This window comes from Vibrio sp. Vb1554 (assembly GCF_033344235.1).
Window position 1 is genome coordinate 1 of the sequence record NZ_JAWPOJ010000451.1, and the last position, 1,051, is coordinate 1,051.

2 pseudogenes are annotated in these 1,051 nt (G+C 44.0%); both read left to right on the forward strand.

What is annotated here, in order from left to right:
* A pseudogene (opaM, locus tag R8N28_RS26975) lies at positions 1 to 554 on the forward strand (acyl-homoserine-lactone synthase OpaM); the annotation flags it as partial.
* Positions 547 to 1,051: pseudogene (locus R8N28_RS26980) on the forward strand (hybrid sensor histidine kinase/response regulator); the annotation flags it as partial. The pseudogenes opaM and R8N28_RS26980, both read left to right, overlap by 8 nt.

A 1,051-nucleotide genomic window follows, 5' to 3' on the forward strand; every position in this document is an offset into this window, starting at 1 on the left:
CAGCGCTAATCCAAGACTGGAACCAACGTAACACTTGGCTAAGTTATGCGCCGCAGTTTAACAGTGAAAAATGGCGATTCTGTCTACCTCTGCACGGCTATCAAGAGCTTAATCGTCTTGATATCTTGGCAAGTGACCTCGTTACAGACTATGGTTCTTTAACAGTGTTTGATCAGGCATTCCAAACACACATAACTAAAACAGAGACGGTATGCGAAGTGCTACGTCTTACTGTGAGCGGCAGCGTTCAACACAAGCTCTACTTCTTATATCTTGCACAAAAAGAGCTGATGAATGTGCTGTTTCAGTCAGGCTACAAGGTTGGGTTCACCATTATAGAACAAGCGTTCATGTTAAATTTTTATCAATCTATTGATTCTAAAGCCTACTTTCATTCAGGATACTGCGACATTAACGGCGACGGTACTAATACGTACCGGGGTTTCTGGAATTTTGAATCGATGGTAGACACCTTTAAACGCACAGACTTTCGCGATTATAAACGCCGTATTCGAGTAATCAGACAAAATACGCAGGTGAATGAACATGCTTGATATAGGTCTTAGTGGCCTACTCTACCCGAAAGCCATCACACTGTTTGCTACAGTGGCCGTGGTTCTCGTGTGGCTGCTGTACTACTGCTATCGCCTTAAACAAAAGAACGAAGTGATCTTAGGTTCGTACCACGCGCCTTATATCGCCTATTCGACATGCATTATTATTTGGATTAGCAGTAACGCCTACTTCCATACCGATTTGCTACCTCTGCTTGGGTCAGAGGGCGGCATTTTCATGGCGAAATTAGCCAACTTAGCTTCCTTCTTCGCATTTGCTTTTGCTTTCTACTTTTCTTGCCAGCTCGCCGCCGAGCAGAAAAAAGGCAAAGTAAAACTGTGGCAACAAGGCATTTTTGTTGCGCTGACGGTTTATTCTCTGGTCATCAATTTACGCCCGGACCTAACCGTTGAGAATGTGCTGATTGATGGCCCTAGTCAATTTGTGATTGAGTTTGGCCCTCACACTTCTTATTTCTTCATGGGATTGGTGACCT